Annotated in this window: 28 protein-coding genes, 1 other RNA gene and 1 pseudogene; 21 read left to right on the top strand and 9 right to left on the bottom strand. The window is 73.9% G+C overall.

Annotated features, from left to right (window positions below; all coding sequences use genetic code 11):
• The 3 genes from Ae331Ps2_RS33310 to Ae331Ps2_RS33320 all read right to left on the bottom strand — a co-directional run bounded on the left by Ae331Ps2_RS33310 (nt 1) and on the right by Ae331Ps2_RS33320 (nt 3,009).
• The gene (locus tag Ae331Ps2_RS33310; RefSeq protein ID WP_249265600.1) at nt 1-1,017 is read right to left on the bottom strand and encodes an SGNH hydrolase domain-containing protein; all 1,017 of its coding nucleotides are present in this window, start codon (nt 1,015-1,017) and stop codon (nt 1-3) included.
• Nucleotides 1,014-2,054, bottom strand: coding sequence for an acyltransferase (locus Ae331Ps2_RS33315; RefSeq protein ID WP_233147430.1), 1,041 nt, complete (start codon nt 2,052-2,054; stop codon nt 1,014-1,016). Before Ae331Ps2_RS33315 ends, Ae331Ps2_RS33310 begins: the two co-directional genes overlap by 4 nt.
• A gap of 118 nt (nt 2,055-2,172) precedes the next feature.
• Nucleotides 2,173-3,009 carry a transglycosylase SLT domain-containing protein gene (locus tag Ae331Ps2_RS33320; protein WP_083695606.1) on the bottom strand — a complete coding sequence of 279 codons (837 nt, stop codon included), beginning with the start codon at nt 3,007-3,009 and terminating at the stop codon, nt 2,173-2,175.
• 439 nt (nt 3,010-3,448) lie between these two features.
• Here Ae331Ps2_RS33320 and soxR point away from each other — a divergent pair.
• Nucleotides 3,449-3,920: pseudogene (gene soxR, locus Ae331Ps2_RS15540) on the top strand (redox-sensitive transcriptional activator SoxR).
• A gap of 52 nt (nt 3,921-3,972) precedes the next feature.
• Entirely contained in the window at nt 3,973-4,737 is a 765-nt protein-coding gene (locus tag Ae331Ps2_RS15545) for a tyrosine-protein phosphatase (RefSeq protein ID WP_075308068.1), read from the top strand.
• Between the two features lie 6 nt (nt 4,738-4,743).
• Here Ae331Ps2_RS15545 and Ae331Ps2_RS15550 read toward each other — a convergent pair whose 3' ends face one another.
• Nucleotides 4,744-5,136 carry a hypothetical protein gene (locus tag Ae331Ps2_RS15550; protein ID WP_020621779.1) on the bottom strand — a complete coding sequence of 131 codons (393 nt, stop codon included), beginning with the start codon at nt 5,134-5,136 and terminating at the stop codon, nt 4,744-4,746.
• A 7-nt stretch (nt 5,137-5,143) separates the two neighbouring features.
• A complete protein-coding gene (locus Ae331Ps2_RS15555) occupies nt 5,144-5,386 on the bottom strand; it encodes a hypothetical protein (RefSeq protein WP_075308066.1) in 243 nt (80 codons plus the stop codon).
• Between the two features lie 225 nt (nt 5,387-5,611).
• Between Ae331Ps2_RS15555 and Ae331Ps2_RS15560 the strand changes: the two genes are divergently transcribed.
• The 6 genes from Ae331Ps2_RS15560 to Ae331Ps2_RS15585 all read left to right on the top strand — a co-directional run bounded on the left by Ae331Ps2_RS15560 (nt 5,612) and on the right by Ae331Ps2_RS15585 (nt 11,280).
• Nucleotides 5,612-6,436: a transposase family protein gene (locus tag Ae331Ps2_RS15560; RefSeq protein ID WP_075329683.1), complete on the top strand. Its 825-nt coding sequence runs from the start codon at nt 5,612-5,614 to the stop codon at nt 6,434-6,436.
• A 57-nt stretch (nt 6,437-6,493) separates the two neighbouring features.
• The gene (locus tag Ae331Ps2_RS15565) at nt 6,494-7,666 is read left to right on the top strand and encodes an acyl-CoA dehydrogenase family protein (protein ID WP_075308064.1); all 1,173 of its coding nucleotides are present in this window, start codon (nt 6,494-6,496) and stop codon (nt 7,664-7,666) included.
• 19 nt (nt 7,667-7,685) lie between these two features.
• Nucleotides 7,686-8,714 (top strand): acyl-CoA dehydrogenase family protein, encoded by a 1,029-nt coding sequence (locus Ae331Ps2_RS15570; protein ID WP_075308062.1) that lies wholly within the window; start codon nt 7,686-7,688, stop codon nt 8,712-8,714.
• Nucleotides 8,715-8,873: 159 nt separating this feature from the next.
• Nucleotides 8,874-9,383: a helix-turn-helix transcriptional regulator gene (locus Ae331Ps2_RS15575; RefSeq protein ID WP_020621783.1), complete on the top strand. Its 510-nt coding sequence runs from the start codon at nt 8,874-8,876 to the stop codon at nt 9,381-9,383.
• Between the two features lie 32 nt (nt 9,384-9,415).
• Nucleotides 9,416-10,522: a peptide chain release factor 2 gene (gene prfB, locus Ae331Ps2_RS15580; RefSeq protein WP_060713113.1), complete on the top strand. Its 1,107-nt coding sequence runs from the start codon at nt 9,416-9,418 to the stop codon at nt 10,520-10,522.
• Entirely contained in the window at nt 10,519-11,280 is a 762-nt protein-coding gene (locus Ae331Ps2_RS15585) for a hypothetical protein (protein WP_075308060.1), read from the top strand. The genes prfB and Ae331Ps2_RS15585 overlap by 4 nt, the downstream gene beginning before the upstream one ends.
• A 290-nt stretch (nt 11,281-11,570) precedes the next feature.
• On the opposite strand, the gene Ae331Ps2_RS15590 is transcribed toward Ae331Ps2_RS15585, so the two are convergent.
• Entirely contained in the window at nt 11,571-12,791 is a 1,221-nt protein-coding gene (locus Ae331Ps2_RS15590; protein ID WP_075308058.1) for a multidrug effflux MFS transporter, read from the bottom strand.
• 65 nt (nt 12,792-12,856) lie between these two features.
• Between Ae331Ps2_RS15590 and Ae331Ps2_RS15595 the strand changes: the two genes are divergently transcribed.
• Genes Ae331Ps2_RS15595 through ftsX form a run of 3 tightly spaced genes read left to right on the top strand, consistent with a single transcriptional unit; the run spans nt 12,857 to nt 14,984 of the window.
• Nucleotides 12,857-13,339, top strand: coding sequence for a MarR family winged helix-turn-helix transcriptional regulator (locus Ae331Ps2_RS15595; RefSeq protein WP_083695608.1), 483 nt, complete (start codon nt 12,857-12,859; stop codon nt 13,337-13,339).
• A 52-nt stretch (nt 13,340-13,391) separates the two neighbouring features.
• Nucleotides 13,392-14,081 (top strand): cell division ATP-binding protein FtsE, encoded by a 690-nt coding sequence (gene ftsE, locus Ae331Ps2_RS15600; RefSeq protein WP_043280365.1) that lies wholly within the window; start codon nt 13,392-13,394, stop codon nt 14,079-14,081.
• Nucleotides 14,082-14,984 carry a permease-like cell division protein FtsX gene (gene ftsX / locus Ae331Ps2_RS15605; protein ID WP_075308056.1) on the top strand — a complete coding sequence of 301 codons (903 nt, stop codon included), beginning with the start codon at nt 14,082-14,084 and terminating at the stop codon, nt 14,982-14,984.
• Here the strand turns inward: ftsX and Ae331Ps2_RS15610 are convergent.
• Nucleotides 14,969-15,862, bottom strand: a complete 894-nt coding sequence (locus tag Ae331Ps2_RS15610) for an NAD(P)H-binding protein (protein WP_075308054.1) — start codon at nt 15,860-15,862, stop codon at nt 14,969-14,971. The two genes, ftsX and Ae331Ps2_RS15610, sit on opposite strands and share 16 nt — an antisense overlap.
• 143 nt (nt 15,863-16,005) lie before the next feature.
• Between Ae331Ps2_RS15610 and smpB the strand changes: the two genes are divergently transcribed.
• From smpB to Ae331Ps2_RS15640, 6 genes are all read left to right on the top strand, one after another.
• Nucleotides 16,006-16,494 (top strand): SsrA-binding protein SmpB, encoded by a 489-nt coding sequence (smpB, locus tag Ae331Ps2_RS15615; protein WP_043280662.1) that lies wholly within the window; start codon nt 16,006-16,008, stop codon nt 16,492-16,494.
• A gap of 25 nt (nt 16,495-16,519) precedes the next feature.
• The gene (locus tag Ae331Ps2_RS15620; protein WP_075308052.1) at nt 16,520-17,443 is read left to right on the top strand and encodes an amidohydrolase family protein; all 924 of its coding nucleotides are present in this window, start codon (nt 16,520-16,522) and stop codon (nt 17,441-17,443) included.
• Nucleotides 17,444-18,703, top strand: a complete 1,260-nt coding sequence (locus Ae331Ps2_RS15625; protein ID WP_075308050.1) for a trans-acting enoyl reductase family protein — start codon at nt 17,444-17,446, stop codon at nt 18,701-18,703. It begins immediately after the preceding gene.
• A 117-nt stretch (nt 18,704-18,820) separates the two neighbouring features.
• Nucleotides 18,821-19,202: a transfer-messenger RNA gene (gene ssrA, locus Ae331Ps2_RS15630) on the top strand.
• 124 nt (nt 19,203-19,326) lie between these two features.
• The gene (locus Ae331Ps2_RS15635; protein ID WP_075312298.1) at nt 19,327-20,553 is read left to right on the top strand and encodes a cytochrome P450; all 1,227 of its coding nucleotides are present in this window, start codon (nt 19,327-19,329) and stop codon (nt 20,551-20,553) included.
• 5 nt (nt 20,554-20,558) lie between these two features.
• Entirely contained in the window at nt 20,559-20,750 is a 192-nt protein-coding gene (locus Ae331Ps2_RS15640) for a ferredoxin (protein WP_043280175.1), read from the top strand.
• Between the two features lie 6 nt (nt 20,751-20,756).
• On the opposite strand, the gene Ae331Ps2_RS15645 is transcribed toward Ae331Ps2_RS15640, so the two are convergent.
• Nucleotides 20,757-21,485, bottom strand: coding sequence for a VIT1/CCC1 transporter family protein (locus Ae331Ps2_RS15645; RefSeq protein ID WP_020625648.1), 729 nt, complete (start codon nt 21,483-21,485; stop codon nt 20,757-20,759).
• 65 nt (nt 21,486-21,550) lie between these two features.
• On the opposite strand from Ae331Ps2_RS15645, the gene Ae331Ps2_RS15650 reads away from it, so the two are divergent.
• Genes Ae331Ps2_RS15650 through Ae331Ps2_RS15660 form a run of 3 tightly spaced genes read left to right on the top strand, consistent with a single transcriptional unit; the run spans nt 21,551 to nt 24,325 of the window.
• Entirely contained in the window at nt 21,551-23,041 is a 1,491-nt protein-coding gene (locus tag Ae331Ps2_RS15650; protein WP_075312296.1) for a cryptochrome/photolyase family protein, read from the top strand.
• 28 nt (nt 23,042-23,069) lie between these two features.
• The gene (locus Ae331Ps2_RS15655; protein ID WP_075308048.1) at nt 23,070-23,588 is read left to right on the top strand and encodes a MauE/DoxX family redox-associated membrane protein; all 519 of its coding nucleotides are present in this window, start codon (nt 23,070-23,072) and stop codon (nt 23,586-23,588) included.
• A complete protein-coding gene (locus tag Ae331Ps2_RS15660; RefSeq protein ID WP_075308046.1) occupies nt 23,588-24,325 on the top strand; it encodes a thioredoxin domain-containing protein in 738 nt (245 codons plus the stop codon). The genes Ae331Ps2_RS15655 and Ae331Ps2_RS15660 overlap by 1 nt, the downstream gene beginning before the upstream one ends.
• Here the strand turns inward: Ae331Ps2_RS15660 and Ae331Ps2_RS15665 are convergent.
• Nucleotides 24,276-24,908: a hypothetical protein gene (locus tag Ae331Ps2_RS15665; protein WP_075312294.1), complete on the bottom strand. Its 633-nt coding sequence runs from the start codon at nt 24,906-24,908 to the stop codon at nt 24,276-24,278. The two genes, Ae331Ps2_RS15660 and Ae331Ps2_RS15665, sit on opposite strands and share 50 nt — an antisense overlap.
• Before the next feature lie 100 nt (nt 24,909-25,008).
• Between Ae331Ps2_RS15665 and Ae331Ps2_RS15670 the strand changes: the two genes are divergently transcribed.
• A complete protein-coding gene (locus Ae331Ps2_RS15670) occupies nt 25,009-26,472 on the top strand; it encodes a PLP-dependent aminotransferase family protein (RefSeq protein ID WP_075308044.1) in 1,464 nt (487 codons plus the stop codon).
• Nucleotides 26,473-26,475: the final 3 nt, after the last annotated feature.

A 26,475-nucleotide genomic window follows, 5' to 3' on the forward strand; every position in this document is an offset into this window, starting at 1 on the left:
TCACCAGCCGAGGTGGTCGAAGGCCGTCGACAGGGTGGGGGCGAGGGTCTCGGCGTAGGTCGCGGTCAGGTGGTTGTCGTCCATGTAGACGAGCACGTTGCCCACCTCGCTGCGGCAGAGCGCCGGGTCGCAGATGCCGTCGGACACGTCGGCGAACACCACGTTCGGCGGGACGCCCGGGACCACCGACCACGGCGGGTACGGCTGGTACAGCGTGTGCCGGTCGACGTCGCAGTCCGGTGCGCCCCGGCCCTGCGTGGCGACGCAGTCGACCACGTTGAAGTCGAACCGCGGGTTGTCGCGGACCGCGACGACCGGGATCCCGGCCGCGTCGAGCCGCTGCCAGGCCTGCACGAACCCCTCGGGGGTCTGCTCGTGCAGCCCGGGACGCACGTCGCGACTGGCGAGGGTCAGGACGGCGTCGGGGTGCATCTCGACCAGCTGGTCGTGCACCGCGGCGTTCCAGTCGGTGCAGCCCTGGTCGTCGGCGACGGTCTCCGAGCGCACCGACATCGGGCAGGCCCCGCGGAACATGCCCACCATCGACCAGTTGCGCTGCTCGGCGATCACCGCGAGCGCGGCGGCGTACTGCTGGGCGTGCGAGTCGCCGACCACGGCGACCGTCCGCTCCGAGGTCTCCGGGTCCGGCGCGGGCACCGTGCAGGCCTCCAGCTCCGCGCCGTGCTCGGACGGCCCGCAGTCCCAGCTGGTGCCGTGGTAGCTCCAGTCGTCGGGCGCCTGCACCAGCGACGGGGTCAGCTCGGCGTCGGCCGGGTCGAGCGAGGCGAGGTCGAACTGCGGGGACAGCGCCCCCGCGCCAGGGTGCGACGGCGAGCCCGCCAGCACCGGCGTCGACGCCCGCGCGGTGGCCAGCCCGTACCAGGACCCCGCGGCGACGAGCACCGTCAGCGCCAGCACCCCGCCGGTGCGCAGCGCGCGGCGTACGTCGAGCGCGGCGACCCGCTGCTCGACGAACCGGTGGGTCAGCCAGGCCAGCACGAACGACACCGCGATCACGGCGGCGCCTGCTCCAGGTCCAGTCGGTCCTGCCCGGTGCGCACCAGCGTGAGCGTCAGGATCGGCCAGTGCCACAGGTACAGCGGGAACGAGAGGTCGCCGATCGTGCGCAGCACCCGTCCCGACAGCAGGTGGTCGACGCCGAACCGGTGCCCGGACCGCCCGGCGACCAGCACCATCGCCGCGGCCAGCGTCGGCCAGAGCGCGGCCCAGCCGGGGAACGCGCGGTCCACCTGCAGCAGGATCCCGCAGGAGACCAGCGCGACCACGCCGCCCCAGCCGAGCACGGCGCGGGTGCCGGGGGTCAGCTCCGGCCGGTCCTCGATCCGGGAGATCCACAGCGCCAGCAGCCCGCCGAGCGCGAACTCCCAGATCCGCGTCGCGGAGTGGAAGTAGGCCAGCGGCTGGTTCACCAGCGTCAGGTACCCCGAGTACGCGAACGACGCCCCGCCGACGGCGAGCAGTGTGCCGGTGAGCCGGCGGTGCAGGTCGGCCCCGTCCCGCCGGGTCGCGATCGCGACGCCGGCCACGACCAGCGGCGCGAGCAGGTAGAACTGGCCCTGGATGGACAGCGACCAGAAGTGCTGGACGATGCTCGCCGCGTTGTCGCGGGCCGCGTAGTCGACCGAGTTGTGCGCCAGCTCCCAGTTCTGCAGGAACAGCAGCGACGCGACCGTCTCCCGGACGGTCGGCATCCACCGGTTCTCCGGCAGCAGCCAGAACCCGGCCACCACCCCCGCGGTCAGGACCACCGTCATCGCCGGCAGGAGCCGGGAGAACTGCCGTCGCCAGGTGGCGAGCACGTCGATCCCGCCCCGCGCCGCGGCCCGGTACAGGCCACCGGTGATGAGGAAGCCGGTGATCAGGAAGAACACGTCGACGCCGCCGGAGACCCGGCCGACCCAGACGTGGTAGACGACCACCAGCAGCACCGCCAGGGCGCGCAGGCCCTGCAGCTCCGGACGGAACCGGGAACGCGTGGCACCGCCGGCGGTCGTTCCGGTGCGGGCGGCGGGTGCTCCACCGGGAGACGTCACGAGTGGCAGCTCCTCGTTCGGCACGGTCGGGTAAAGGAAAGTTTACGTCCCGGCCGCTCAACGACGACGGCGGTCACCGGGTTCCCCCGGTGACCGCCGTCATGGGTCAGGGTGTCGCTCAGTATCCGATGTATCCGCCGTGGCTGCCGACCCGGCCACCCGCGTCGAGCGTGTCGATGCCGTAGCGGTCGATCATGTACCGGACGCCCGCGGTGATGTTCGCGATCGGGTCGGTGATCGACCGGTCCGCGAAGTCCGGGTGCACGTAGGCCGCGAACGTCGAGGGGATGACCTGCATGAGGCCCTCGGACGGGTTGCCGGCCGCGGCGTTGGAGTCCCAGTTGTTGATGGCGTTGGGGTTGCCGTTGGACTCCTTGAGGATGATCCGCTTGAGCCCGGCCGCGTAGGACTGGGACAGCCCCATGTGGTCCAGGGCCTCGGCGATCCAGCCGTCCAGCCCGCCCTTGGCGACGATCGCGTCGATCCGGGCCTTCTCGGCTGCGCGCGCCTGCTCGGCCGCGGCGGCCTTGGCGTGCTCGGCGGCGATCTTCGTCGCGATCTCGTGCGCCTTGCCCAGCGACGCGAGGTCGGCGTCGGCGGCGGGGGCCGCGGACTGCAGCGTGCCCGACGCGGCGGACGACTGGACGAAGGAGACCGGGCTGAAGAAGCCGGAGGTCGAGCCGTCGGTGGCCTTCGTGGCGGACGGGATGTTCGCGGAGTACGCGGCCAGCGTCGTCGCGGCGGTGGTGCCGCCCTCCTCGGCGTCGGCCTGCGCGGAGGTCCCGTCCAGAGTGGTCGGGACGATCGCGGCGAACGCGCCGGAGGCGAGCACGCCGAACGCGGCGCCGGTGGCGGCCGTGCGGGTGCCCGCACGCCGTGCGGCGTGCGCGGGGCCACCGTGCCGCGGCGAGCGGAGGGACGGCGCAGCGGCCGTTGCTGCGGGTGTGGTCGCCACGGATCGGGGGAACCCGTGGTGGCCGCCGGGGGAGCGGTGTCCGGTCAAGGAAACGCCTTTCAGATCACGGACGGCACCGCGCACGAACGGCCGGGTCGGGGGTCCCGGGTGAGCCGGTCGGGGAGTCCGGCTCCAGCCCGCTCGTGATCGGGCCGTGATGACTGGGGACAACCGTAGAGGCCCCCGCCCCGGGGGTCCAGCACCGGGGTTGTCGGTCGCCGCGCGACAGGCACCGTTCACCGGTTTCGTGATCTTGAGCGTGTGCGCGAGGCAACCCGATGGACGGTGCAACCCGGCCGACGGACGGTGGTCTCCGCAGGTGGCGGGCAGGCGACGAACGGCGCAATACTAGAGTTGGCTCAAGGTTTTCACGGGCCGTCCCCGTGCGCGGAGCGGCGCGCGGGGACGGCCGCGGCGGGGTGGCGGACGGGGGACGGGGATGGACACGGGCGACCTGTTGACCATCGGGGAGATCGTCGAGCGCAGCGGGTTCCCGCACTCGGCGCTGCGCTACTACGAGCGCGAGGGGCTGATCTCCGCGACCCGGACCTCGGGGCAACCAGCGCCGCTACCGGCGCAGTGTGCTGCGCAGGCTCGCGTTCGTCCGGGCGGCCCGGTCCATCGGGATCGGGCTGGAGGAGGTCCGTACCGCCCTCGACGCGCTCCCCGCCGACCGCACACCGACCCGGTCGGACTGGGCGCGGCTGTCGCGGTCCTGGCGCGGCAGGCTCGACGAGCAGATCGAGGCGCTGACCGCCCTGCGCGACGGCCTCGACGGCTGCATCGGCTGCGGCTGCCTGTCGATGACGACCTGCCGTCTGGTCAACCCCGACGACGCCGCCGCCGCGTACGGCGACGGCGCCCGGACGCTGCCCGCCGCGCTGCGTCGCCCGCCGGTGCACGGCCGGTGAACCCTGGGTCGCGACCGCTGCCGTGGCGGGCCGGGATGCCTAACCTGGGGTCGTGACCGATCTCGTACCGGACCGTTGGTTGACCGTCGACGGCCTCGCCAACGCCCGTGACGTCGGCGGCCTCCCGCTCGACGGCGGGGGCCGCGTCCGCACCGGCGTCCTGCTGCGCACCGAGTCCCTGGAGGGGCTGGGCCCGGCCGCCGTCGCGTACCTCACCGACGAGCTGGGCGTGGTCCAGGTGCTGGACCTGCGCACCGACCGCGAGCGCACGACCTACGGCCTCGGTGCGCTCGCCGACGCCGGGGTGCCGGTGCACCGGCTCAGCTTCATCCCCGAGACCGGCATCGCGCTGCCGGAGACCGGGGACGCCCACGCGGCGCTCGACCCGATGCTCGGCCACTACCTCGCCTACCTGGAGGGCCGGGGGGAGTACGTCGTCGACGGGGTCCGCCGGATCGCGGCCCTGGACTCCGGCACGACCGTCGTCCACTGTGCCGCGGGCAAGGACCGCACCGGGGTGCTCGTCGCGCTGGTGTGCGCCGCGGTCGGGGTGCCGCGGGAGGAGATCACCGCCGACTACGCGCTGTCCGCGACCCGGATCGACGCCCTGTTCGAGAAGTGGACGACCGCCTCCGGCGAGCCCATGCCGCCCGCCGACGAGCTCGACCGGCACCGCCCGCGGGCCGAGGTCATGGCCGAGTTCCTGCGGCTGCTCGACGAGCGCCACGGCGGCCCGGTCGGCTGGCTGCAGGAGAACGGCCTCACCGACGACGAGCTGGCGCGCCTGCGGGCCCGGCTGCGCGAGGAGGGTGCCTGAGCACCCTCAGGGCAGCTCCTCGATCGGCACCATCGGGTCGAGCTTGCGCAGCGACCCCGGGTCCCCGGTCACCGCGGGCCAGCCCCGGCGCCGGGCGGCGGTGACGACCTGGCCGGTCACGATGTCGTCGAGCCCCTGGGAGGCGAGCAGCAGCCCGGCCTCCTGGGCGCTCTCCGGGGAGAGCTCGTGGATCACGGTGTTCGGCAGGCCCAGTAGGACCTGCAACGCGGCGTGGTGCTCGGCGTCGACCATCGACCAGGCGCGGCCGAGGGCGGCGCTGGGCACCGCGAGCACGATGTTCTCCTCCACCGCGGCCCACACCAGGGCGCGCATGTAGACGGGACGACCGGTCGCGAAGGCCGCCAGAGCCGAGGCATCGAGGACGCGTCCGCCGATCATCGCGGGCTCAGCCGACGGCCACGGGCGGAACCGGGCGCAGCGAACGGCGCGCGGCATCCAGCTCGTCGGCCGGCGGGGGACCGCCGTAGAGTTCCGCGAGGGTGGCCAGGGAACGGTCCCGGTCCTGCCGTGCCTGCACGGCTTCCGCCACGTAGGCGGACAGGCTCGCCGCCGATCCGCGGGACACCGCGTCCCTCGCCTCTGCCACCAGCTCGGCCGGCAGCGTGACCGTCACCCGCTCGCTGCGCATACCGGAATGGTACTCCGCGCATACCGCCACCGGCCACGGGCACGCCGTGGGAAGCAGGTTACCGGCGGGTATGGAAGGCTCCGGGGCGGGACAGTGAGGTGTTCTCAGTAGCGGGGTGGCAGGTCGTGGCGACACGCCGAGGGTGGTGAGATGAGCGGGAACGGGGCAGGACCCCGGTAGATCGGTTCGGTCCAGCACAGATCGACACCGTCACCGAGGTCCTGCATGTCTGATCCTGTCACCTACACCGCTGTCCTCCCGATCGGGGAGCGCACCGTGGCCTATCTGGCGCGGCTCCTGGTCCTTCAACGCCGTCGACGTGGCACCCGGCGGCGGGCGTTGACCCCGTTCGCCCAGGCAGTGCTGGTGATCCGCTGGTTCTGTGATGCTACCCGGGTCCGATGTTTGGCCGGTGACAACGCGATCAGCACTGCAACGGCCTACCGTTACCTGCACGAAGGCATCGACGTCCTCGCCGCGGCCGCACCCGGCCTGCACGGAGCCCTGCTCGCCGCCCGCACAGCCGGGCACACCCACGTGAATCTCGACGGCACCCTGATCGCCACCGACCGGTGCCGCGCGCTCGGCCTCACCCCCGGGGTCGACCTGTGGTGGTCGGGCAAGCACCGCCGCCACGGCGGGAACATCCAGGTCCTCACCGCACCTGATGGATGGCCGCTATGGACCAGCGACGTGCGGCCGGGCCGCGAGCACGACACCCGCTGCGCCCGTACCCACCCCGGGCTGCTCGAGGGCCTGGCCGCGTTCACCGACGACACCCACGCCGCGCTGGGCGACCTCGGCTACGAAGGCGAAGCCGACCGGCTCACCGTGCCCATCAAACCCGTCCCCGGCCGCGGGCAGACGGTCAACCAGCGCACCGTCAACACCCTGCACTCAGCCCTTCGTGCTCTGGCCGAACGCGGAAACGCCCTGCTCAAGACCACCTTCGCCGCGTTGCGGCGAGTCACGCTATGTCCCTGGCGCACCGGCGCGATCACCGCAGCTGCGCTCGTACTACTCCACACCGAGTACGACCGCACGACATGATCAACCCGCTACTGAGAACACCTCAGTGCCGACCTCACACGCAGAACGGGTGCATCCATGGACCTGACCTTCACCCCCGCCGAGGAGGAGTTCCGCGAGGAACTGCGCTCCTGGCTCCGCGCCCACATCCCCGACGAGTGGACCCGCCCCGGGTTCTGGGAGTCACTGGAGGACTCCGAGAGCTTCCGGCTGCGGCGCGACTGGGAGCGGGACAAGGCCGACGCCGGGTTCGCCGGCATCCAGTGGCCCGTCGAGTACGGCGGTCGCGGCGGCACCCCCGGCATGAAGGCCATCTACGACGAGGAGACCGTCCGCGCCCAGGCGCCGCGCACGGTCAACCCGCTCGGCCTGACCTTCCTCGCGCCGACGGTCATGGCGATCGGCACCGACGCGCAGAAGAAGGAGATCATCGGCCCGCTGCTGCGCAACGAGGTCGTGTGGTGCCAGGGCTTCTCCGAGCCCGGCGCCGGCTCCGACCTCGCCGCGCTGTCCACCAAGGGCGTCCGCGACGGCGACGACTTCCTCGTCAACGGACAGAAGGTCTGGACCACCAACGCCGTGCACGGCGACAAGATCTTCACCCTGGTCCGCACCGAGGCCGGGTCGGAGAAGCACCGCGGCATCTCGATGCTGCTGATCGACATGAACCAGCCCGGCGTCACCGCGCGGCCGCTGCGCCAGATGAGCGGGGCCAGCGAGTTCGGCGAGGTGTTCTTCGACGACGCCCGCGTCCCGGTCACCGACTGCCTCGGCGAGATCGGCGACGGCTGGCGCACCGCGATGCTGCTGCTGTCCTTCGAGCGCGGCGCGTCCGGCATCTCCCAGTACACCGAGTTCCGTCGTCAGTACGACGAGATCGCCGCCGTCGCGCGGAAGCTGGGCCGTGCCGACGACCCGGTGATCCGCGACGACCTGGCCCGCGTCCTGACCGAGCTGGAGTGCCTGAGGCTGCACTCGATGCACGTGCTCACCCAGGTCGAGCAGGGCCGCGACCTCGGCTTCGAGGCGTCGATGACCAAGCTGCAGTGGTCCGAGGCGTTCCAGGACCTCTGGGAGGTCGACGACCGGATCCTCGGCGAGGACGCCACGCTGGACGCCCTGCCCGACGGCACCGACCTGCGTCCGCTGCACGCCCAGGCCATGTGGTCGCGCTCGGTCACGATCTGGGGCGGCTCGTCCCAGGTGCAGCGCAACGTCACCGCCGAGCGCGTGCTCGGCCTGCCCCGCTGATCCGCAGGAGGAGCCACCGATGTTCTTCGCACTCACCTCCGACCAGCAGGAGTTCGGCGCCGCGGTGCGCGACTACCTGGCGCAGCGGTTCGACCTCGCCGCCGTGCGGACGGTCGTCGAGAACCCGTCCGACGACGGCAACCCGGCGTCGCTGTGGCGCGCGGCCGGCGAGCAGGGTTGGACCGCGGTCACCGTCGACGAGGACCACGACGGCCTCGGTCTCGGCCTGGTCGAGGCCCAGGTGATCGCCCGCGCGCTCGGGGCGGGCGTCGCGCCCGGCCCGTGGCGCGGCACCGTGCTGGCCGCCGACGCGATCCGGCTCGCCGGCTCCGACGAGCAGAAGGCGGCCTGGCTGCCGAAGCTCGCCGCGGGCGAGGCGGTCGGCGCGTTCACCACCCGGGGCAGCGCCGCGACCGGTCTGCCGGTGGTGGAGTACGGCGCCCTGGCCGACGTCGTCGTCGCGCCGGCCGAGGACGGCCTGCCCGGGCTGGCGCTGGTCACCGGCGCCACGGCGTCGCCGGTCGGCAGCTACGACGGCACCACCCGGCTCGCGTCGTGCAGCGGCGGGACCGCCGAGGCGCTGCCCGGCACCACCGTCGAGCTGCAGCGGCTGCTCACCGACCGGGCGACCGTGCTGGTCGCCGCGGACCTGGTGGGCATCGCCCGCGAGGCGCTGACCCGCACCGTCGCCTACGACCGCGAGCGCACCCAGTTCGGTGTGCCCGTCGGGTCGTTCCAGGCGCTCAAGCACGCGCTGGCCGACCTGCACGTCGGGGTCACGATGGCCGAGCACGCGGCGCTCTACGCCGCGCACGCGGTGGACACCGGGCTCGACGACGCCGAGCCCGCCGTCGCCGTCGCCAAGGCCAAGAGCAGCGACGTGGCGCTCCAGACGACCGCGGCGATGATCCAGTTCCACGGTGGCATCGGCTACACCTGGGAGCACGAGGCGCACTTCTTCTACAAGCGCGCCAAGCGGCTCGCCGGCCAGTACGGCGACGTCGCCGTCTCCCGCGAGCGGATCGCCTCCCTGACCGTCGGCGCCTGACCCGTCCACGGGCCGCGCTTCGTCCGGCCCGGCCCGCTCACCGCGGCCGGGCCGGAGGCCGGCGCGAGGCCGGCGCGAGGCCACAGTGCACGCCGTCTGCTCAGGGCGGATGTGCGCTGTGGACTCGCGCGCCCGGCCCGGACGTGGGACCGTCGGACGATGGCACCCGTCACACCGGTCAACGCCACCGCCGCCGCTCTCCTCGGCCTGCTCCACGGAGGGCCGATGACCGGCGGGCAGCTGGTGGCAGCGGCCGGTGAGCGGTTCGGGCTGTTCTTCTCCGTCACCCGCAGCCAGGTCTACCGCGAGCTGCCCGCGTTGACCGAGGAGGCGCTGCTGCGTCTGGGCAAGCAGGGCCCGCGGGCCAGCCAGCAGTACGTGATCACCGCGGCGGGCAAGCGGTCGTTCAAGCACTGGCTCGCCACCGGCGGCGACGCCGACGCCGTCCGCAGCCCGCTGGTGCTGCGGCTGCTGCACGCGGGGACGCTGACGGTCAAGCAGCGCACCGAGCTGGTCGCGGCCGCCCGTGAGGCCTACGCCGAGCGGCTCGCGGTGGCGCGTGCCGCCGCCCGCGCGACCGACGACCCCTACGGCCGCCCGGTCGCGGACTTCGCCGTCGCCCACACCCGGGCGATGATCAAGCTGATCGACGCGATCCCCCAGGACTGAACCGGGGCGCACCCCGCGTACCCTCGACCGTTGTGAACTCCGACGTCCAGGCCGACCTGAAGGACCTCGACACCACGCTGTCCAGCATCGAGGCCGTCGCCGACGTGCCCCGGCTGCGCCAGGAGATCGAGGAACTGTCCGAGCAGGCGGGCCGGCCGGACCTCTGGGACGACGTCGACGCCGCCCAGCAGATCACCAGCCGGCTGGCCTATGCCCAGGGCGACCTGCGCCGGCTGGACGACCTGCGCCGCCGGCTCGACGACCTGCCCGTGCTCTACGAGCTCGCCGAGGACGAGGGCGACGAGTCCGCGGTCGCCGACGCCGACGCCGAGCGCGCGAAGCTCCGCAGCGAGATCTCCTCGCTGGAGGTCCGCACGCTGCTCTCGGGCGAGTACGACGAGCGCGAGGCCCTGGTGACCATCCGCTCGGAGGCGGGCGGGGTCGACGCCGCCGACTTCGCCGAGATGCTGCTGCGCATGTACCTGCGCTGGGCCGAGCGGCACGGCTACGGCACCGACGTCTACGAGACGTCCTACGCCGAGGAGGCCGGCATCAAGTCGGCCACCTTCGCCGTCCACGCCCCGTACGCGTTCGGGACGCTGTCGGTCGAGGCCGGCACCCACCGCCTCGTGCGGATCTCGCCGTTCGACAACCAGGGCCGGCGCCAGACGTCGTTCGCCGGTGTCGAGGTGGCCCCGGTCGTCGAGACCTCCGACCACATCGAGATCGACGAGAAGGACCTGCGGGTCGACGTGTTCCGCGCCTCCGGGCCCGGCGGTCAGGGCGTCAACACCACCGACTCCGCGGTCCGGCTGACCCACATCCCGTCCGGGATCGTCGTCGCCTGCCAGAACGAGCGCTCCCAGCTGCAGAACAAGGCCTCGGCGATGGCCGTGCTGCAGGCGAAGCTGCTGGAGAAGCGGCGCCAGGAGGAGCGCGAGCTGCGCGACTCGTTCAAGGAGGCCGGGTCCTCCTGGGGCAACCAGATGCGCAACTACGTGCTGCACCCGTACCAGCTGGTGAAGGACCTGCGCACCGAGCACGAGGAGGGCAACCCCTCGCAGGTGCTCGACGGCCAGATCGACGAGTTCATCGAGGCCGGCATCCGCTGGCGCAAGCAGACCGAATCCGCCTCGTGAGCCGGGGTCGTCGCGCGGCCGCCGCCTGCGGCGCGCTCGTCCTGCTCGCGCTCGCCGGGTGCACCGGCGGTGCCCAGGAGCCTGCCGCGGACGGCGCCCCGCCCGCGGCCGTCGCCGCACCGTCGGCCCAGGACGCCGTGGCCGCGGCGGGCACCGCGCTCGTCGACGCCGGCTCGGCGCGGGTCGACGTCGAGCTGGACTCGGTCACCGGCCCGGTGCGTGCCTCCGGTCCCGCCCGCTTCACCCCGTTCGCCGCGGACCTCACCGTGGCCCTGGGCACCCGTGGCGCCCAGGTCAGGGTGCTCGACGACCGTGCCTGGGTCCGCTTCGGCGGGAGCGACCGCTGGCAGCCGCTGTCCACCGGGCTCGTCCCGGTCGGCGCCGTCGGCGGGATGCTGCACGCCGCCCCCGGCCTGCGCGACGTCGTCGCCGCGCCGGGGACCACCGACGTCGACGGCGTCGCCGCGACGACCTACACCGGGTCCGTGGACCTCGCCGCCGCACGGGCCGGTGCCCCGGACCCGGCGGTCGGGACCCGTCTCGACGAGCTCGCCGGGCTGGTCTCGCCGACCCCGCGGTTCACCGCCTGGCTCGGCGCCCCCGACGCCGCCCCCGCCGACCGCGGACGGCTGCTCCGGCTGCGTCTGGAGCCACAGGCCCCGGCCACCGGGACGCGGACCGCCGGTGCCGCCGTCCCGGGCGCGGTCACGGTCTCGTTCGCCGACCCCGGGCTGCCGGTGGAGATCACCGCCCCCTGACGACGCTCCCGCGTCCCGTCGTTCGCCCGCCTCGCGTCTCGTGCCTCGCGCCTCTTGCCTCGCGCGTCGCGGGGTGCGCGTCGCGGTCCGCGCCGCGCCCCGGGTCGGTCGCGGTGCGCCGAGATGCACCTCAGCGGGCCGCAGAGATCGACAACTCCCGCTGAGCTGCATCTCGGCGCGCGTCCGACGCGCGGCGGGACGGATCGGCGGTGCGGCGGGTCGGTCGGTGCGGCGGGTCGGCTCGGCCGGGCGGCGCGGCGGGGCGGTGCCGCGGGCGAGCCCGGGCGGGCTCAGTCGGCCGCGGTCGCCCCGCGGGTCAGGGCGGCGAGCGACACGGCGGAGAGCGCGGCCGCGGTCAGCATGGTCACGGCCATCGCCGTCGCGCTCGACCCGACCAGCGGCGAGACCAGGGCCCCGAGGCCGAACTGGGTGGCCCCCAGCAGGGCCGAGCCGGCCCCGGCGCGGTCACGGACCTCACCGGTGGCCAGCGCCGCGCTGTTGCCCATCACGAAGCCCAGCGTCGTCAGCGTCGCGAACAGCAGCACCAGCACCGGCCAGCGCGCCGCTCCCAGCAGCGCGACGACCAGCAGGGCCGCGCACAGCACCACCAGTCCGCCGACGGCCGTCACGAGCTGGCGCCGTGGGGCGATCCGCGCGGCGAGCCGGCCGCTGACGACGTTGCCCAGCACCAGGCCGGCCGCGTTCGCCCCGAAGGCGAGGGCGTACTGCGTCGTCGAGAGGCCGAGGGTCTGCTGCAGCACGAACGGCGACCCGGAGATGTAGGCGAACATCATCGAGAACGCCGTGGCGAAGGCCAGCACGTAGCCGACGTAGCGACGGCGGCGCAGGAGCGCGCCGACGTCGGCGAAGGTCCGTCGCACACCGCCGGTGCTGCGGGCCGTGACCGGCAACGTCTCGTGCACCGCGACCAGCGACGACACCAGCATCAGCAGGGCCAGCCCGGCCAGCACCACGAAGATGCCCCGCCAGCCGACGACCCCGCCGAGCGAGCTGCCGATCACCGGTGCCACCACCGGCGCGATCCCGTTGATCGCCATCATCAGTGAGAACAGCTGCGCGGTCCGCGCACCGGTGGTGCGGTCGGAGATCATCGCCCGGCTCAGCACCAGGCCGGCCGCCCCGCCGAAGCCCTGCAGGAACCGGGCGACGACGAGCACCGCGACCGACGGCGCGACCGCGCTCGCCAGGCACGCGACGAACAGCAGCACGGTGCCGGCGACGACCAGGCGTCGCCGCCCCCAGCTGTCCGAGAGCGGGCCGATCACCAGCTGCCCGACGGCCAGCCCCACCAGGAACGCGGTCAGGGTCAGCTGCGACGCCGACGCCGAGGTCCCCAGCTCGGCCGCCACCGTCGGCAGCACCGGCAGGTACATGTCGGTGGCCAGCGGCGCGACGGCCGTCAGCAGCGCGAGGACGCTGATCCACACGCCGTCCGGGACGGTGCGGCCCCGCACCGTCCTCGGCGCGGCCTGCTCGGTACCCACGGTCATGACTGTCCTCTCCTGTGACGATTACCTATGAAGGTATATATGACCTGTCGCGTAGTATCGCGTCTGTGACCGAGGTCAAGGAGCGTGACGACGACTGGGCGGCCATGGTGGACGCCGTGCACGACCTGTCGCGCGTGCTGCGGGCGGCGGGTGAGCACGCGGTCGGGCTGGACGTGATCACCGGGTCCGAGCACGAGGTCCTGCGGTGGGTCGCCGCGCGTCCCGGGCATCCCGTCTCGACGGTGGCGCGCGGGCTCGGCCTGCAGGCCAGCAACGTCAGCACCACCGTCCGATCGCTGGTCGAACGTGACCTCGTGGAGCGCCGGGCCGACCCGGCCGACGGTCGTCGTGCCCTGCTCCACCCCACGGCGCGGGCCGCCCGGCACCGGGAGCTGCTGGTCGCGGCCTGGTCGCGGCAGATCCGGGTTGCCCTCGACGACCTCGACGACGCCGACGCCGTCACGCTGCGGGCGGCGGCCCCGGCCCTGGACCGGCTCGCCGGTGCGCTCGACCCGTCGCGGGCCCCGGTCGTCGCCGGACCGGACTGACGGGCGTGTCGTCACCGCCCGTGCACTCCGGGCGGCGGTACCGTCCCGCTCCGTGATCGAGCTGCGGGACGTCACCAAGCGGTACCCGACGTCCGGGCGTCCGGCGCTGGACCGGGTCTCCGCGACGGTCGGGGCGGGCGAGTTCGTGTTCCTGATCGGACCGTCCGGGTCGGGCAAGTCGACGCTGCTGCGGCTGCTGCTGCGCGAGGACGTCCCCACCTCGGGATCGATCCTCGTCGACGGCCTCGACGTCGCTGGGCTGCCCCGGCGCAAGGTGCCGCGGCTGCGCCAGCGGATCGGCTGCGTTTTCCAGGACTTCCGGCTGCTGCCCAAGCGCACCGTCGCCGGCAACGTGGCGTTCGCGCTCGAGGTGCTGGGGCGCAAGCCGTCGGAGATCCGGATCGCGGTCCCGGAGCTGCTGGAGATGGTGGGGCTGCAGGGCAAGGCCGAGCGGCTGCCGCACGAGCTGTCCGGCGGCGAGCAGCAGCGCGTCGCGATCGCCAGGGCGTCGGTCAACCGGCCCCCGCTGCTGCTGGCCGACGAACCCACCGGCAACCTCGACCCCGAGACCGGGCGGGAGATCATGCAGGTCCTGGAGCGCATCAACCGTGGGGGCACCACGGTGCTGATGGCCACCCACGACTCGTCCATCGTGGACGCGATGCGCCGCAGGGTGATCGAGCTGGCCGACGGCGCCGTGCTGCGCGACGAGGCCCGCGCGGTGTACGGGGCGGGCCGGTAGATGCGCCCCGCCCTGCTCACCCGTGAGGTCTCCTCCGGCCTGCGCCGCAACGTCACGATGACCGTCGCGATGGTGCTGACCACCGCGGTCACCCTGATGTCGGTCGGTGCGGGCCTGCTCGTGCTGCGCACCATCGACGACATCTCCGCGCTCTACACGAACCGGCTCGAGATCCAGGTGGCGCTCACCCCGGACGTCTCGGAGACCGATCCCGACTGCAGCGGGCCGACGTGCGCGTCGCTGCGCAGCGCGCTGGAGGCCGCCCCGGGCGTCGGCGGGGTCACGTTCGAGTCCCAGCAGCAGGCCTACACCCGCTTCCGCGAGCTGTTCGCCGGGCAGTCGGTCGCCGACGTCGCCCGGCCGCAGTCGCTGCCCGCCACCCTGCGGGTCACCCTCACCGACCAGCAGGCGGGCGCCGCGGCCGCCCGGGCCGCCGTCGAGGGCAGGCCCGGGGTGCGCGGGGTGATCGACCAGCGCGACGTCGTCGGGACCCTGTTCGACTTCCTGAACGGGGTGCGCAACGTGGCGTTCGCACTCGCCGTCGTGCAGGCGCTCGCGGCGATCCTGCTGATCTCCAACACGGTCCAGGTGTCGGCGTTCATGCGGCGCACGGAGGTCGGCGTGATGCGCCTGGTCGGGGCGACGCGCTGGACCACACAGCTGCCGTTCCTGGTCGAAGCCGCCATCGCCGGTGCCGTCGGCGGGGCGCTCGCCGGGATCGGTCTGGTCGCGGCCAAGTACGCCGTCGTCGACGACCTGTTCGCCGCGATGGGGCAGGCCGGGGTGATCCCGCCGGTCCGGATCTCCGACGTGCTGGTGGTCTCGGCGCTGCTCGTGCCCACCGGTGCGCTCGTCGCGGGGATCACCGGCTACGTGACGCTGCGGGCCTACGTGAAGGTCTGAGCGCTCGGCCCCGCGGGGGCGAATGCCGCGGCGTGGTCGCGGGCGAACTCCTCCAGGGTGCGGGCCGGGTGGCCGGTGAGGACGGCGACGGCGTCGTCCACCCGGGCCGCCTCGCCGCGCGCGTAGTGGGCGTAGTCCTCGACCAGTCCCGCGGCCTGCCAGGGTGGCAGCACCCCGTCCAGGGCGGCGGCGAACGCCTCCGGGGTGAGGTCGTCGAACGACACCGGGTGTCCGGTCGCCTCGGCCAGGGCCGCCGCGATCTCGGCGTGGGTGACGGCACGCGGTCCGGTCAGGTCGTGCACCACGCCGTCGGATCCGGCGCCGGTGAGCACCGCCGCGGCGGCGTCGGCGATGTCGCGCACGTCGATCGCGCTCACCGCGGCGTCGCCGATCGGGGTGCCGAACCGGCCGGTCGCCGCGACCAGGGGGGCGAAGGCCAGCAGGCCCTGCAGGAACAGGTTCGGCCGCAGCACCACGTGGCCGATGCCCAGGTCGCGGACGTGCTGTTCCACCGCGGCGTGCCAGCGCAGGAACCGCACCGGGGAGTCCGCCCGCGCCGCGAACTGAGACAGCAGTACCAGCCGGTTCACCCCGGCGGTCGCGGCGGCGTCGGCCACCGCGATCTGGGTCGTCGCGGCGTCGGGAGCCGAGGGGGAGTTGAGGAACGCCGCGTCGACCCCGTGCAGCGCCGCGGCGACGGCGCCCGGGTCGCGCAGGTCGCCCCGCACGACCTCGACCCCGACGCCGGCACCGGCACCGGCCAGGCGGTCGGGATCGCGGACCAGCGCCCGCACGGTCACGTCCCGGCCGGCCAGCGCGGTCAGCAGATGCCCGCCGATCCCACCGCTCGCCCCGGTCACCAGCACCGTCGTCGTCATGCCCGCCTCCTGTGATCATTGGTCCGATACGAGAGCAGTGCTCTCGCAGATGAGTCTGCACGCGGCGTCGCCGAAGTGCAAGAGCACTGCTCCGGCGATGCCGCGGTCGGATACCGGTGGCGCACCGCGGGTAGGCTGGTGGTGTGAAGGAACAGGGCCGGAAGGTGATCGCGCAGAACCGTCGGGCCCGGCACGACTACGCGATCCTGGAGGAGTTCGAGGCCGGGGTCGCGCTCAAGGGGACCGAGGTGAAGAGCCTCCGTCTGGGCCGGGCGTCGCTGGTCGACGCCTTCGCCACGATCGACGACGGCGAGGTCTTCCTGCGCAACCTGCACATCCCGGAGTACGTGCGCGGCAGCTGGACCAACCACGAGCCGCGCCGCACCCGCAAGCTGCTGCTGCACCGCGGGGAGATCGACCGGCTGATGGGCAAGACCCGCGAGGGCGGGCTCACCCTGGTGCCGCTGTCGCTGTACTTCAACGACGGCAAGGTCAAGTGCGAGATCGCGCTCGCCAAGGGCAAGAAGGACTACGACAAGCGCCGCGACCTGGCCAAGAAGGACGCCCAGAAGGAGATCGCGCGTGCCGTCGGCCGCGCGGCCAAGGGGCGGGCCCGGGACCTGCGCGGCTGAGCCACGGCCCGCCTAGGGTGGGGCCGTGGATCTTCCCGTCCCGCCGGTCGACGATGCCGACGTGCCTCGCTGGACCGCCGAGCTGGGCCTGCCCGGCCTGGTCGACGTGCACGTGCACTTCCTGCCCCAGCGGATGCTCGACAAGGTCTGGGCCTACTTCGACGCCGCCGAGACCCACTACGGCACCCCGTGGCCGGTGCACTACCGGCTGCCCGAGGATGAGCGCTATGCCGTCCTGGAGCGGCTCGGCGTGCTCGCGTTCGCCCCGCTGACCTACCCGCACAAGCCGGGCATGGGGGAGTGGCTCACCGGCTGGGCGGGCGAGTTCGCCGACAGCCACCCGCGTGCGGTGCGCACGGCCACCCTCTACCCGGAGCCCTCGGTCGTGGACTACCTCGGCCGTGCCGTCTCCGACGGGGCGCGGCTGGTCAAGGTGCACGTCCAGGTCGGCGGGTTCGACCCGCGGGACCCCCTGCTGCGCGACGCCTGGGGGCTGCTCGCCGACGCGGGTGTCCCCGCGGTCGTGCACTGCGGCGACGGGCCGATCCCCGGCGAGTACACCGGGCTGCAGATCTTCGCCGAGGTGCTCGAGGCCCACCCGGACCTGCGGATCGTGCTCGCCCACGCGGGCATGCCGGACTTCCGGGGCGCGCTGGAGCTGCTCGACCGGTTCCCGAACCTGGTGCTCGACACGACGATGGTCGGCACCGCGTTCTCCCAGCGGCTCTCCCCGCTGCCGTCGGACTGGCCGGCGCGCCTGGCCGAGTACCCGGGCCGGATCGTGCTCGGCACCGACTTCCCCAACATCCCCTACGCCTACGCCGAACAGCTCGCCGCGATCGCCGACTGGGCCGCCGCCGAACCCCGCCTCGGCGCGCCGTTCCTGCGCTCGGTCCTGCACGACGCCCCGGCCGCGCTGCTGGGCGTCGACGACACGAGGAGTTCCTAGATGGTCAGCCCACAGCACGACCCGACCGGAGGAGCCGCCCCGGGTGAACCGGTCGACATCGCCCTCTACGGCGCGACCGGTTTCGTCGGCGGCCTCATCGCCCGCCACCTCGCCGAGCACGCCCCGCCCGGGGTGCGCATCGCGCTGGCCGGGCGTTCGGAGGCCAAGCTCGCCGCGACCCGGGCGTCGCTGCCCGGGTCGGCCCGGGACTGGCCGCTGATCGTCGCCGACGCCGCCGACCCGGCCGCGACCGACCGGCTCGCCGCGGGCGCGCGCGTGGTGCTGAGCACGGTCGGCCCGTACGCGAAGTACGGCCTGGGGCTGGTCGGGTCGTGCGCGAAGGCCGGTACCCACTACGCCGACCTCACCGGTGAGGGGCTGTTCGTCCGCGAGGCGATCGACCGCTTCCACGAGACCGCCCGCGCGAGCGGTGCGCGGATCGTGCACTCCTGCGGCTACGACTCCGTCCCCTCCGATCTGGGGGTGTGGCTCGCGCACCGGGCCGCGCAGGCCGACGGCGCCGGCGGGCTCACCGAGGTCCGCACGGTCGCGACGATGCGCGGCGGGGTCTCCGGCGGCACGGTGGACTCGCTGCGCGGGCAGCTGGACACCGTCCGCACCGATCGCGACGCCCGGCGTCTGGCCGCCCGTCCGCACTCGCTGAGCCCCGACCCCGCGGCCGAGCCGACGCCGTCGCAGCCCGCGGACGCGGGGCCGCCGGCCCGGCTCCCGGACGGCACCTGGACCGCGCCGTTCGTGATGGCGTCGTACAACACCCGGATCGTGCGCCGCTCGAACGCGCTGCTCGACCACGCCTACGGCCGCGGCCTGCGCTACGGCGAGCTGCAGGGCTGCGGGCGCGGGGTGTCCGGCGCGGTCGCAGCGGCGGTGGTCACCGCCGGGCTCGGCGCGCTGGTCGGCGCGTTCATGGTCCGGCCGATCCGCCCGCTGCTGGACCGGGTGCTGCCCGCGCCGGGCACCGGGCCGTCGGAGCGGACCCGCGAGCGCGGCTGGTTCCGGATGGACGTCCGCGCCGAGACCGAGTCCGGGCGTCGCTACCGGGTGCGGGTGTCCGGCCCCGGGGACCCCGGCTACGCGGCCACCGCGGTGATGTTCGCCGAGGCGGGCCTCGCCCTGGCCCTGGGCGGGTCCGCGCTGCCCGACCGCGCGGGCTGCCTCACCCCGGCCACCGCGCTGGGCGACGTGCTGGTCGACCGGCTGCGCGCCGCGGGGCACACCTACGAGGTCGCGGCCGGGTGACACGCCACCCACCGGCAACCGGAATGTCCGGGCGGGCGCGGGGCGTTATGCTGTGCGTCCGTCCGGGTACGTCCGGGCGGAGTGCAGATGGACCGCGGGTCCCGCGGGACCCGACCAGGGGGTGAACGGTTTCGACTCCGATCGTTGATCGAGGTGAAGCGTGCCGAGGAAGGCGACGATGATCTCGTTAACCATGCGTCGCAAAAAAATAAGTGCCGACAACAGTCGCACTGCCCAGAGCGCTTACGCGCTCGCTGCCTGATCACCAGGTAGGGGCTGTCGGGCCGGAGGCGTCCCCGCTCCGGGTCCCGACATCATTCAGGGGACTCACCCTGCGGTTCGGCCGCGGAACCGCAGGGGACATCCAACAGCGGCTGGGATCGTCACACCGGCTTGTTCGCGTGACCGGTGGATCCGAGTAGAGACACAGCGGACTGCGCACGGAGAAGCCCTCGTGAACCGACGGAGGACCCGGGTTCGATTCCCGGCACCTCCACCGCCCAGCGGCCCCGTCCCGACCCCGGGACGGGGCCGTTCCCGTCTCCCGGGAGGGTCGCTCCCCGGGAAGGATCGTTGCGCGGCGAAACTGTGCATTGCTAACATCTCTGGTGGGAGTGATGCCGATGACCGCCGTGACCCAACCCGTGCCCACCTACCCGATGGCGCGTGAGTGTCCCTTCGACCCGCCCGCCGAACTCGCCCGCATCCGTGAGGACGAGTGCCCCGCCGGGGGGTCGGGCGTCGCCCGCGTCCGGATCTGGGACGGCAGCACGCCGTGGCTCGTCACCCGCTACGACGACGTCCGCACCGCGCTCGCCGACGAGCGGCTGTCCGCCGACGCCGACCGCGAGGGCTACCCGGCCACGTCGCGGTCGCGACACGTGCGGTCCCAGGGGCGCCGCCGCAGCTTCATCATGATGGACGGTCCCGAGCACGCCCGGCACCGGCGGATGCTCATCGGCGAGTTCACCGTGCGCCGCATCGAGCGCCTCCGGCCGCTGATCGAGCAGACCGTCACCGAGCTGCTGGACGCCATGGAGGCCGGGGAGAACCCGACCGACCTGGTGCAGGCGTTCGCGCTGCCGCTGCCGTCGCTGGTGATCTGCCACCTGCTCGGGGTGCCCTACGTCGACCACGCGTTCTTCGAGGCCCAGAGCCGGATCATGGTCGACCTCACCTCCAGCGCGGAGGCCTCGGCCGCGGCGTCGGACGCGCTGCAGGACTATCTGGCCGGACTCGTCCGGGCCCGGCTGGCCGAGCCGCGCGACGACGTGCTCGGCGGCATGGCCGCCCGGGTCGCGGCCGGGGACCTCACCGTCGACGAGGCGAGCGCCTCGGCGCTGCTGCTGCTCGTCGCCGGGCACGAGACGACGGCGAACATGATCGCCCTCGGCACGCTGACCCTGCTGCTCCACCCCGACCAGCTCGCCGCCGTCCGCGACGGCGACGCCACGCAGGTCCGCGGCGCGGTCGAGGAGCTGCTGCGGGTCCTCACCGTCACCCACATCGGCCGTCGCCGGGTCGCGACCGAGGACCTGGAGATCGGCGGCGTCACGATCCGGGCGGGGGAGGGCGTGGTGCTCGCCGCCGAGGCGGCCAACCGCGACCCGAGGCAGTGGCCGCACCCCGACGAGGTCGACGTGTCCCGCGGGACGAACCGGCACGTCGCGTTCGGGTTCGGGGTGCACCAGTGCCTCGGGCAGCCGCTGGCCCGCCTCGAGCTGCAGATCGCCTATCCGGCGCTGCTGCGGCGCTTCCCGGGGCTGCGTGTCACCGTGCCGGACTCGGAGATCGCGTTCCGCGACGACATGGCCGTCTACGGCGTGCACGCGCTGCCGGTGGCATTCTGATGTCCATGCGCGTGATCGTGGACAAGGAACTGTGCATCGGGGCCGGCCAGTGCGTGGTGACCGCGCCCGACGTCTTCGACCAGGACGACGACGGAATCGTCGATCTGCTGACCGACTCGCCCGCCGAGGGCGACCGGGACGCGGTGAAGGAGGCCGAGCACGTGTGCCCGGCCCGCGTGATCAGCGTCGAGGACTGAGCCCGCTCAGGCGGCGCTGACCCCGATGAGCATCCCGACCAGGTAGGTCGCACCGGCCGCGATCGCGCCGAACGCCAGCTGGCGCAGCGCCGCCGCCCACCACGACCGGGAGGTGAACCGCGAGGTCAGCGCCCCCGCGACGAGCAGGCCGAGCCCGCCGACGGCGAGACCGAGCGCCAGTGAGCCGTAGCCGAGCAGGAACGTCAGCAGCGGGATCAGGCCACCGACCGCGAACGCGGCGAACGACGACGTCGCCGCCACCCACGGCGAGGGCTTGTCGTCCAGGCTGACGCCCAGCTCCTGGCTGACGTGCATCCGCAGCGCCAGCTCAGGGTCGCGGTGCACCTCGCGCGCGACGGCGTCCGCCGTCTGCCCGGTCAGTCCCATCTCGCGGAACCGGGCGGCCAGCTCGTGCTCCTCGGCGCGCGGGTGCAGCACGAGCTCGCGGCGTTCGACGGCGGCCTCGGCGTCGAGCGCGTCGTTCTGGGTGCCGACCGAGGCGAACTCGCCCAGGGCCATCGAGAACGCCCCCGCGACGACGCCCGCCAGTCCGGTCAGCACGATCAGGTCGCGGTCCGCCCCGCCCCCGCCGACGCCCGCGATCAGCGCGATGGTGGTGACCAGGCCGTCCATCGCGCCGAACGTCGCGGCGCGCAGCCAGCCGCCCGAGACGTCCCGATGGGAGTGGTCGTGGCTGTGGTCGGCGAGTTCCGCCTCCAGCTCCGGATCGTTCACGCCCGCAACGATAGGACGGATGCGGTCGCCGCGCGGCGGTGCGCGACCGGCCCGACACTGGGTCGATGTCGTCCGATGACACGGCTCCGCTCTGGCTGTTCGCCGACCAGCTCGGTCCGCACGTGTGGGACACCGAGGAGTTCGCCGACCGCGAGATCGTGATCGTCGAGTCCGCGCGGGCGCTGGGCAGGCGTCGCCACCACCGCCAGAAGCTGCACCTGGTCCTGTCCGGGATGCGCCACCTCGCCGAGCAGCTCGGCGACCGGGCCACCCACCTGCGCACCGACACCTACCGCGAGGCATTGGAACGCGTCGGCCGCCCGGTGGTGGTGCACCAGCCGACGTCGTTCCCCGCCTCGGACATGGTCCGCCGCTTCGTGCGGGAGGGGCTGGTCACCGAGGTCCGGCCCACCCCCACCTTCGCGCTGGGGAAGGACGAGTTCGACGCCTGGGCCGGTGACCGCGAGACCTTCCGGATGGAGGACTTCTACCGCGCCCAGCGCGAGCGGTTCTCCGTGCTGATGGACGGGGAGGAGCCCGTCGGCGGGACGTGGAACTACGACCACGACAACCGCGAGTCCCCGCCGAAGGGCGCCCGGACACTCGACGTCGAGCCGCCCTGGGAGCCTCGCGAGGACGACGTCGACGCACGCGTGCGGGCCGACCTCGACGCGGCCGGGTACCCCACCGTCGGCCGGGACGGACCGCGCCGCTTCGCCGTCACCCACGAGGAGGCGACCGCGGCCCTGCGGCACTTCGTCCGGCACCGTCTGGACACCTTCGGCCCGTACGAGGACGCGGTGCTGGAGCAGGACTGGGCGATGGCGCACTCGTTGCTGTCGGTGCCGATGAACCTGGGTGCGCTGCACCCGCTGGAGGCGGTGCACGCCGCCGAGCAGGCCTACCGCGACGGGGACGCCCGGCTGTCCAGCGTCGAGGGGTTCGTCCGTCAGATCCTCGGCTGGCGGGAGTACGTCTGGCAGCTGTACTGGCGTTTCGGGCGCGGCTACACGCGTCGCAACCACCTGCGGGCCCGCACGCCGCTGCCGGACTGGTGGACCGACCTCGACGCCGACGCCGTCACCGCGAACTGCCTGTCGCACGCACTGGGCGGGGTCCGCGACCGCGGCTGGACCCATCACATCCCGCGCCTGATGATCCTCGGCAACCACGCCCTGCAGCGCGGCTACCGGCCCGCGGAGCTCAACGACTGGTTCGCGACGGCGTTCGTCGACGGGTTCGCCTGGGTGATGCCCGCCAACGTGATCGGGATGAGCCAGCACGCCGACGGCGGACGGATGGCCACCAAGCCCTACGCCTCCGGCGGCGCCTACATCAACCGGATGACCGACCTGTGCTCCGGCTGCGCCTTCGACCCGACGGTGCGGGTGGGGGAGAAGGCCTGCCCGTTCACCGCGGGCTACTGGCAGTTCGTGCACCGCCACGAGGAGACGATGGCGGGCAACAACCGCACCGTCCGTGCCGTCGCCACGATGAAGCGGCTGACTGACCTCGACGCGCTGCTCGAGCAGGAGTCCGCCCGCGAGGAGTTCTGACCCGGCGGGATCGCTAGGCTCCTCCGTCGTGACCGCAGCCCGCCCGCTCGACGTGCTGGGCACCGTGCTGCGGCTGGGACTCGCCGCGGTCTGGCTGGTGTCGGGAGCGGTGAAGCTGAGCGAGCCGTTCACCACGGCCGTCGCCGTCGCCGCCTACCGGGTGCTGCCGGACGCTCTCGTCGTGCCGGTGGCGACCCTGCTGCCGCCGCTGGAGATCGCGCTCGGCATGCTGCTGCTCGCGGGCCTCGCCACCCGGCTCGCCGCGGTGGTGGGCACCGTGCTGCTGCTCGCGTTCGTCGCGGGGCTGGTGCAGGCGTGGGCCCGCGGGCTGGCGATCGACTGCGGCTGCTTCGGCGGCGGCGGGCCGGTCGACCCCGACGACACGAGCTACGGCCCGTCCCTGCTGCGCGACCTCGCCTTCACAGCGGCCGCGGTGTTCCTGGCGGTGCGCCCGCGGACGCTGTTCTCCCTCGACGGGCGCGGGGACCGGGCCGGGACACACGACCACGACCGGCGGGCGCCGGCGGACGCGACGGAGGAGCACTGATGGGACAGAGTGAGCGCGAGCGCCGGGAGGCCGCGCAGGCCCGGCTGCAGGCGGCCGGGATCAGCCCGCCGCGGACCTCGGGCGGGCTCGGTCGCAACCTCGGGATCGGCGCCCTGGTGCTGGTCATCGCCCTGGCCACCGGCGTCTACGTGCTGTACCAGAACTACCAGCAGGCGACCGTCGCGACCTACCCCGTGACCCGCGACGGCGTCGTCGTGAAGGCCGGGAACCAGGCCGCCCCGGTGACCGTGGACCTCTACGAGGACTATCTCTGCCCCGCCTGCAAGCAGCTGGAGAGCGGCGTCGGGAACCAGCTCACCACCGCGGTGAACGAGGGCAAGGCGAAGATCAACTATCACCACATCGTCATCCTCGACGAGCGCTCGACCCCGCCCGGCTACTCCACCCGCGCCGGCAACGCCGCACTGTGCGCCGCCGACGCCGGGATCTTTCCCGCCTACCACTCCCGCCTCTACACCGACCAGCCCGCCGAGGGCAGTGCCGGGAAGTCGGTGCAGGAGCTGATCGCGCTCGGCACGGAGCTGGGCGCCAAGGGCGACTTCGCCGGCTGCGTCACCCGCCAGGCCAACAGCCAGGCGATCGCCGACGCGACCAGGGCCGCCGTCGCCGACCCGGCGGTGGCGCCCGGTGGCCGGTTCGGCACCCCGACCGTGATGGTCGACGGGGTCAAGATGGATCTGAGCAACGGGAACTGGCTGTCGAAGGTGACGGGCTGACCGCACCCACGCTCACACGCGGCAGGAACCACTGCACCAGCGGCCCGACGGCGAGCGCGTAGACCACCGTCACCGGGCCGAAGACACCGCCGAGCGACCACCCGACCAGCACGACCGTCACCTCGATCGCGGTCCGCACCAGCCGTACCGACAGGCCGGTGCGGGCCGCGAGCCCGGTCATCAGCCCGTCCCGCGGGCCCGGTCCCAGCCCGACCCCGATGTAGGCGGCCGTCGCCACCGCGTTCAGCACGATCCCGGCGGCGGCGAACCCCACCCGCAGCCACAGCGCCTCCGGGGCGGGCAGCAACGCGAGCGCCAGGTCCACCGTGACCCCGATGACGACGACGTTGGTCACCGTGCCAATCCCCGGCCGTTCCCGCAGCGGGATCCACAGCAGCAGCACCCCGACCGCGACGACGACGGTCACCGCGCCCACCGACAGCGTCGTACGGCCGGCGACGCCCTGGTGGAACACGTCCCAGGGGGTCGACCCGAGGGTCGCGCGCATCGTCAGCGCCATCGAGACCCCGTAGGCGACGAGGCCGGCCACGAGCTGGGTGAGTCGCCGGGTGCGCCGCGGCATCCGCAGCGACCAGCGGGAGTTGTCGATCGTCACGAGATGGCATGCTGCTTCCACCGGTGGCCTGTCGTCACCGTGCCACTCGAGCGAAAGTGGATCGGGAATGACGCAGGGGATCGGGGCGGAGCGCCTCGCCGCGCTGTGCGGCGACGTCCACGGCGGGCGCGGCCCGGCGTACCGGGTGCTGGCCGATGCGGTGCGGGTGCTGACCGGCGACGGCCGGCTGCCCTCGGGCACCCGGCTGCCGGCGGAGCGGCCGCTGGCCGAGGCACTGGGCGTCAGCCGGGTGACGGTCGCCCGTGCCTACCGCGAGCTGCGCGACGACGGCTGGGCCGAGGCCCGGCACGGGGCGGGCACCTGGGTGCGGCTCCCGGACCGGACCGGTGGCGTCGACGGGGTGTGGGCACCCGGGCCGGTGGACCGTGGCGCGATCGACCTCGCCCACGCCGCCCCCGCCGCGCCCGCGGTACTGCCCGACCTGGTCGCCCGCGCCGTCGAGCGGGGTGCCGCGGAGCTGGCCGGACACGGCTACGGGCCGGACGGCCTGCCTGCGCTGCGGGCCGCGATCGCCGACCGGTTCACGACCCGGGGGCTCCCGACCGGGCCGGAGCAGGTCGTCGTGACGGGCGGGGCGCTGCAGGCGATCGGGATCGTCCTCGCCGAGCTGGCCGGGCCGGGGGACCGGGTGCTCGTCGAGCATCCCACCTACCCGTCGGCGCTCGACGTCGTCGCCGACGCGGGAGCGGTCGCCGTCCCGGTGGCGGTGGACGGCGCCAGCGCGACGCCCCAGACGGTGCTGCCTCGGGCCGCCCGGCAGACCGCGGCGCGGGCCGCGTACCTGATGGCGGACTTCCAGAACCCCACCGGCCGTCTGCTCGACGACGACGCCCGCGCCCGGCTGGTGCAGCGCCTCGCCCGTCAGGGCACGGTCGCCCTGGTCGACGAGACCTTCGCCGAGCTGGACCTGCGCGGGGGCGCCACGGGGCCGCTGCCGTGTGCCGCGCACGCCGCCGGACCCGACGACGTCGTCACCGTCGGCGGACTCAGCAAGATCGCCTGGGGCAGGCTGCGGATCGGGTGGGTCCGGGCCGGCCGCGAGCGCGCGGCCCGGCTGCGACGACGACTGGCCAGGGCCCAGCTGGCGCTGCCGGTGCTGGAGCAGCTGGTCGCCGTCGAGGTGCTGGAACGGCTCGACGTGCTGCGGGCCGAACGGGTCGGGGTGCTGCGCACCGGGCGCGACCTGCTGGCCGCCGAGCTCGCCGCGACCCTGCCGGACTGGCGTTTCACCGTCCCCGACGGTGGGCTCGCGCTGTGGTGTGACCTCGGTGCCCACGTCTCGACGGCGCTGACCGCGGCGGCCCCGCGGCACGGTCTGGTGCTGGCGCCCGGCCCACGGTTCGGGGCCGGGCACGCGTTCACCGACCGGCTGCGGGTGCCGTTCACCCACCCCGGACCGGTGCTGACCGAGGCGGTGCGCCGGCTCGCCCGCACTGTCGCCGACGTCGACGGACCCGGGTCCCGGGCGACCGCCGCCGACCCGGCGACCCGGGCCGGCGTCGTCGTCTGAGCG

The sequence above is a fragment of the Pseudonocardia sp. Ae331_Ps2 genome (assembly GCF_001932405.1).
In the GTDB taxonomy this organism is placed as follows: Bacteria; Actinomycetota; Actinomycetes; order Mycobacteriales; family Pseudonocardiaceae; genus Pseudonocardia.